This is a genomic window from Bacteroides sp. NSJ-39, from assembly GCF_014287315.1.
Taxonomy (GTDB): Bacteria; Bacteroidota; Bacteroidia; order Bacteroidales; family Bacteroidaceae; genus Bacteroides; species Bacteroides finegoldii.
This window is the reverse complement of the sequence record NZ_JACOOB010000038.1, coordinates 1-5,957: the sequence shown is the minus strand read 5'-3', so window position 1 is coordinate 5,957 and position 5,957 is coordinate 1. Positions and strand designations below refer to the sequence as shown.

At 53.0% G+C, this 5,957-nt stretch carries 7 protein-coding genes and 2 pseudogenes; 3 read left to right on the top strand and 6 right to left on the bottom strand.

The window, feature by feature from the left end:
- Window positions 1-119: 119 nt before the first annotated feature.
- The 6 genes and pseudogenes from H8S63_RS19320 to H8S63_RS19295 form a co-directional block, all read right to left on the bottom strand.
- Window positions 120-266: pseudogene (locus H8S63_RS19320) on the bottom strand (DUF4134 family protein); the annotation flags it as partial.
- 201 nt (window positions 267-467) lie between these two features.
- Window positions 468-1,196: a hypothetical protein gene (locus H8S63_RS19315; RefSeq protein ID WP_010538261.1), complete on the bottom strand. Its 729-nt coding sequence runs from the start codon at window positions 1,194-1,196 to the stop codon at window positions 468-470.
- 16 nt (window positions 1,197-1,212) lie between these two features.
- Entirely contained in the window at window positions 1,213-1,566 is a 354-nt protein-coding gene (locus tag H8S63_RS19310) for a DUF3408 domain-containing protein (protein ID WP_010538260.1), read from the bottom strand.
- Between the two features lie 2 nt (window positions 1,567-1,568).
- The gene (locus H8S63_RS19305) at window positions 1,569-2,009 is read right to left on the bottom strand and encodes a DUF3408 domain-containing protein (RefSeq protein WP_004291503.1); all 441 of its coding nucleotides are present in this window, start codon (window positions 2,007-2,009) and stop codon (window positions 1,569-1,571) included.
- Window positions 2,010-2,011: 2 nt separating this feature from the next.
- On the bottom strand, window positions 2,012-2,773 hold the full coding sequence (locus H8S63_RS19300; protein ID WP_010538259.1) for a ParA family protein: 762 nt from the start codon (window positions 2,771-2,773) through the stop codon (window positions 2,012-2,014).
- A 36-nt stretch (window positions 2,774-2,809) separates the two neighbouring features.
- Entirely contained in the window at window positions 2,810-3,061 is a 252-nt protein-coding gene (locus tag H8S63_RS19295; RefSeq protein ID WP_010538258.1) for a hypothetical protein, read from the bottom strand.
- 421 nt (window positions 3,062-3,482) lie between these two features.
- Between H8S63_RS19295 and mobA the strand changes: the two genes are divergently transcribed.
- From mobA to H8S63_RS19280, 3 genes and pseudogenes are all read left to right on the top strand, one after another.
- Window positions 3,483-3,911: a conjugal transfer protein MobA gene (gene mobA, locus H8S63_RS19290; protein WP_010538257.1), complete on the top strand. Its 429-nt coding sequence runs from the start codon at window positions 3,483-3,485 to the stop codon at window positions 3,909-3,911.
- A complete protein-coding gene (gene mobB / locus H8S63_RS19285; RefSeq protein WP_010538256.1) occupies window positions 3,890-5,137 on the top strand; it encodes a conjugal transfer protein MobB in 1,248 nt (415 codons plus the stop codon). The genes mobA and mobB overlap by 22 nt, the downstream gene beginning before the upstream one ends.
- A gap of 29 nt (window positions 5,138-5,166) precedes the next feature.
- Window positions 5,167-5,850: pseudogene (locus H8S63_RS19280) on the top strand (YWFCY domain-containing protein); the annotation flags it as partial.
- Window positions 5,851-5,957 lie beyond the last annotated feature (107 nt).

The following is a 5,957-nucleotide window of genomic DNA, read 5'->3' as shown; positions in this document are numbered from 1 at the left end:
TCGCACAAAGAGATTACTCGCAATGCACGTACTCTCAGACTACTGCAAACGGAATTGCAGGTGTAATCAATGAATTAAATCATAGTTACACAATCACTTACGCGGCTCACGTGTCACACTCCGGGGTCGAAATACGAACTCACCATAGAGGTGGCTTCGTTGATGCCCGCGATGCCGTTTCCTTGCGCGAAAGCGGAGGCGGTTGCGGCGATGAAAAGTGCCGCGGATAGGATTGCTTTTCTGTTTTTCAAGATGTTCTTGTTCATGAATTGTCCTTGTTTTTTGCCGTCGAAAGGGTGGATAGTCCTTTGTCGGGCGGTTGGTACTCTGTTACTTTACTTTGGTTTTAGTGGATGCCCGTTTGTTTCCACGGACGTGGGCGTGTCCGTTGCGGATGGGGATGCGCCTTGCGTTTCCTCGCCGCGTGGGTTGATGTCATTCTTTCATGTTCATTTCTTTTATTGTTGTCATACATAGTTGCGAATGTCGAACTCCTCGATGTTGTCCGGCACGACGAACTCCTTTTCAGATTTCTTCAGCCGAATCTCGATAAGCCCCTTGATGCGGATGCCTATCTCCGAAGAGCCTTCCATCATTTTCTCGTACAGCTCCGTGCCTTCCATGTCGGTGAACACCTTCGCCGCCTTTTCACGTTCCGCCTGTGTCGCGTCCGGGTTCTTGGCGGTCTTGCAGGCGTCGTCGATCTCGTCAAAGCTGCTGCCCGAAGCCCGTGGCGTGTCCGAGGCGTCCTCTTCCGGTTCGTCGTCCCCGTATCCCAGTTCCTCCGGCGGTATGCTCGTGAAGGTCTCATCGAGTTTTTCCTCCGGGACTTGTGCCGGGCGGGATGCGTTTCCCGTTTTTCCGTCGTCAAAAGTAGCCTCTTCCTCCGACAGCTCAATGCCTTTTTCCATAGTGGCGGCTTCTTGCGTCGGTATGGCAGCGGTTGTCCGGGTGGATGCCATCCTGAAACGGCTCTTGCCGATGATGTCCGCCTTTTCCGCAGGGACTTCCTCGCGTGCCGCTATGCGTTTAGTCTCATTCCCGTCCAGTGACCGCCATAATCCGACAATGCCCTTGAAGAAGCGGACAATCCGCGTGTCCATGATGCGCTCGTAAAGGAGCAGGAACAGGAACCAGAGGTTGCAGCCGACCGATACCGCCAGCAGAATGTCTGTCATGCTGATTGTGTAATTCATATCCTTCCGCTTTTGGTTAGAATACTGTATTATAATTTCGGGCATAAAGGCTCTTTATCGCATCCTCGCACTGGTTGAAGTGGTGCGTCAGCACATGGTCGATGTAAGCGGACAGCGTAAGCCGGTCATGCCCGATTACACGGGTGATACGCATGATACGCTCGTGGTACTCCGGGCGCACATACGCCATCTTCCCCTCACGTGCCTTTACTTCCGGGTCGCGGATGAACAGGCGTTCATAGTCCTTCTCACTGCATTTGCCGCTTACCGGGACAGGCGACAGGATTTCCACACTCGCCTGCACTTGGGCAAACATACCTCCGCAGTCTTGCTGTGGTCTTTTTTCATTCGGTGTCATTTCTTTTTCCATTTTCAAATCAGATCTTCACGTTGTTTCTTGTACAGTTCGTTGATTCTCTCCTTGTGCTGTTCCAGATGCTGGCGCAGCACGGTATCCACATATCCGCCTACTGAGATTTCCCCTCCGGCGATGTCGTTCACGATTCTGAGGATCTTGCCGTGGACGTCACGGCTGATATAGACACATTGGCGGGTCTTTATCTCGTTGCGGCGCAGGAACAGCTCGTTGTAGTCCTCGTCCTGCCTTTTCCGGCGTCCACTTTCTCTCTGCGCTTTTTCCCGTGTTACGGGTTGCACAGGAGATGGTTCCGGTGCGGCGGTGTCCTCTTCGGTCGGTGCAGCTGCGGGTACTTCCTGTGCGGGGCGCAGTGTCCCGTCCTGTGTGCGCCGCCCGATGGAGGCTAACAGCAGTTCCTCGTCGATGCCTTCCGTGTTCACTTTCCTGCTGCCCATGCTCACTGCGGTCTGATGATGTCGCTTATCTCTTCGGAAAACTCCCGGATGCCACTCCCTTTCAGCAGTGCCGTGTCCATCGGGAAGATGGTGGAGCGGAAAACGCTCTTGCGCTCTTCCGAAAGGTCACGGCGGAACTTCTTGCTGTCGGGCAAGCGGGTGGAAAGTACCGGAAAGCCCATTTCGGCTATCACTTCCTCGTAGATGCCGTACAAGTCGTTCCTCTCCCTGCCGTCCACCATTGTCCAGAACAGATGCAGCCCCTTTGTTTTCGCCTGTCCGGTAGTCATCAGCCTGTCGCGGAACATCGTGACGAATTTCAGGGTACTCTCCACGACAAAGCGGTCGGCACTCAGCGGAGTGAAAATGTAGTCCATCTGCGAGAGCGTCTTTATCACGCCGTTACTACGGAGTGTGCCGGGCATGTCGAAGAACACCACGTCGGGTTTCACGTCCTCAGTGGCAATCATCCTCTCGGCATCGTCGAGGGCGTTCACCGCATTGCTCTTGACGATGGTGTAGGAGTTCTTTTTGATCCGGCGGAAATGGTCGCAGGCGAGAGCCTTGAAGTAGGTGCTGCTGTCGATAAGCCCCATTTCGTGTTCGCGCAGCCCGTGGATGCTGTGCTGCGGGTCGTCGCAGTCCACGACGGCGACATTGTAGCCTTTCACGTTGTGCAGGTAGCTGGCGGCAAGTGCCGTGACAGTGGATTTGCCGATGCCACCTTTCTGTGTTGCGAATGCAACGAAGATTTCCTTACTCATAGTTCCATTTATTTTAATTGTTGAAGATTTCTTTTTCTATTTATATGCGGATTTGGTTGCTACATTATCCGCTTCAGTGAACAGACACACGGGCGGGTCATCGCGTATCCGGTTCTGTGGTGAAGCGGTGCGGCGAACAAGTGATGAATGACGACACTGCGTCATGAAGTCATTGAATCTGTACTTCACCGGATTGTCGGATAACCGGGGTTCCGACGGTTCGGGTATCCGCTTCGGCAAGTATCCGCCGAAGCGGTTGTCCGGGTATTTGAATGTTCCTTTTCTCATATTTTCAAATCGTTCGTTTCTTGAATCATGCTGCAAATAAACAAGTATATTTTGGAACCTGTATCACTTCTCCGGCAAGTGGCAGCACGTTGCGCCGGTTGGCAGTCATTGACCGGGTCAAGCATCTGTACGATACCGTTTTAAGGGCGTAACTTTGCCCCCGGACAGCAGGGTTCGCCGATGGTGCGCGGCCCGGAGTCCTGAAAGGTATTTTCCTAATCCGTCCCCTGACGGATTTTTATGTTCACCTGAACATAGCAAGGTATGTTTTCAGCCGCTCAAAATATTTTGAGCATCCCGGAAAACGCCTTGCCTTTGCAGGGGGCGGGCTTTCCCTCCGAAGTCGGGAAGCCTTTCAGAACTGCGGTGCTGTGACCCGAAGCGGCGGCTTATGCCGTCAATCCGCTAAATCCAAAGTAATATGAAAGAGAAAAGGAAAAGCAAAGCAGGGAGAAATCCCAAACTTGATCCGGCGGTGTACCGGTACACCGTCCGTTTCAACGAGGAGGAACACAACCGTTTCCTCGCCATGTTCGGAAAATCGGGTGTCTATGCACGGTCGGTTTTCCTCAAGGCGCACTTCTTCGGGCAACCGTTCAAGGTGCTGAAGGTGGACAAGACGCTGGTGGACTATTACACCAAGCTGTCGGATTTTCATGCGCAGTTCCGCGCCGTGGGTACGAATTACAACCAGGTAGTGAAGGAACTGAGACTGCATTTTTCCGAGAAAAAGGCGATGGCGTTGCTCTATAAACTGGAGCAATACACCGTCGAACTCGTGAAACTGAGCCGTCGGATTGTGGAACTTTCAAGGGAAATGGAGGCGAAATGGTCGCAAAAATCAGTGTAGGAAACTCGTTGTACGGCGCGATTGCCTATAACGGGGAGAAGATTAACGAGGCGCAGGGGCGGTTGCTTACGACCAACCGCATCTACAATGACGGTTCGGGAAAGGTGGACATCAACAAGGCGATGGAGGGTTTTCTCACCTTCATGCCGCCACAGATGAAGGTGGAGAAGCCGGTGGTGCATATTTCGCTCAACCCGCATCCGGAGGATGTGTTGACCGATGCGGAATTGCAGGATATAGCCCGCGAGTATCTGGAAAAACTCGGTTTCGGCAACCAGCCTTATCTTGTTTTTAAGCACGAGGACATCGACCGCCACCACCTGCACATAGTGACGGTGCGGGTGGACGAGAACGGGCAATGTATCAGTGACCGGAACAACTACTATCGTAGCAAGCAGATTACCCGTGAGCTGGAAAAGAAATATGGTCTGCACGATGCGGAGCGCAGGAACCGACGCCTTGACACGCCGCTAAGCAAGGTGGACGCATCGGCAGGTGAGGTGAAGAAGCAGGTAGGTAACACCCTAAAAGCTCTGAACGGGCAGTACCGTTTCCAGACGATGGGCGAATACCGTGCGCTCCTTTCCATCTATAACCTGACGGTGGAGGAAGCGAGGGGCAACGTGCGCGGACGGGAGTATCACGGGCTGGTCTATTCCGTCACGGACGACAAGGGCGACAAGGTGGGCAACCCGTTCAAGTCCTCGCTTTTCAGGAAGTACGTCGGCTATGAAGCCGTACAGAATAAGTTTGCCCGTTCCAAGCTGGAGATCAAGGACAGGAAACTCGCCGACATGACGAAACGCACCGTTCTTTCCGTGCTGCAAGGCACTTATGACAAGGACAAATTTGTGTCCCAACTCAAAGAGAAGGGCATCGACACCGTGTTGCGCTACACGGAGGAAGGGCGCATCTACGGGGCTACCTTCATCGACCACCGCACAGGATGCGTGCTGAACGGTTCGCGTATGGGCAAGGAACTTTCGGCGAATACCTTGCAGGAACACTTCACCCTGCCATACGCCGGACAACCGCCGATACCGCTCTCCATCCCGGTGGATGCCGTGGACAAGGCACACGGGCAGACCGCATACAACGGTGCAGACGTATCGGGCGGAATGGGCTTGCTCACTCCCGAAGGTCCGGCGACCGATGCCGAGGAAGAGGCTTTCATCCGGGCGATGAAGCGCAAAAAGAAGAAAAAGCGCAAGGGCTTGGGTATGTAATCAGAGTATCAACAATTAAAAATCAATGTATGTCACAACAAGAAGACGATTTGAGGGCATTGGCGAAAATCATGGATTTTCTGCGTGCCGTGAGTATCATTTTGGTGGTCATGAACGTGTACTGGTTTTGTTACGAAGCCATCCGGCTGTGGGGCGTGAACATCGGTGTGGTGGATAAAATCCTGATGAACTTCGACCGCACGGCGGGGCTGTTCCGTTCCATTCTGTACACGAAGCTGTTCGCCGTCCTGTTGCTTGCGCTGTCGTGCTTAGGAACGAAAGGTGTCAAGGGCGAGAAAATCACATGGCGTAAAATCTGGACGACACTCGCCGCCGGGTTCGTGCTGTTTTTCCTGAACTGGTGGATACTGGCTCTGCCGCTGCCGGTTGAAGCGGTGACGGGGCTGTATATCCTTACCATCGGTACGGGCTATGTCTGCCTTTTGATGGGCGGTCTGTGGATGAGCCGTCTGTTGAAACACAATCTGATGGAGGATGTTTTCAACAACGAGAACGAGAGTTTCATGCAGGAAACAAGGCTCATCGAAAGCGAGTATTCGGTCAATCTGCCGACACGTTTCTATTACAGGAAACGCTGGAACAACGGTTGGATCAATGTAGTTAATCCCTTCCGTGCGTCCATCGTGTTGGGTACGCCGGGCAGCGGAAAGTCATACGCCGTTGTAAACAATTTTATCAAGGTGCGACACGAAGTTGCGTAAATAATTGTTCAAAATTCTAATCCACGAGCTGGAATTGAATGATTGAACCCGTTGTTCCGTCAACGGTAGCCTACGGACAGATGCACCAATAGTGATAA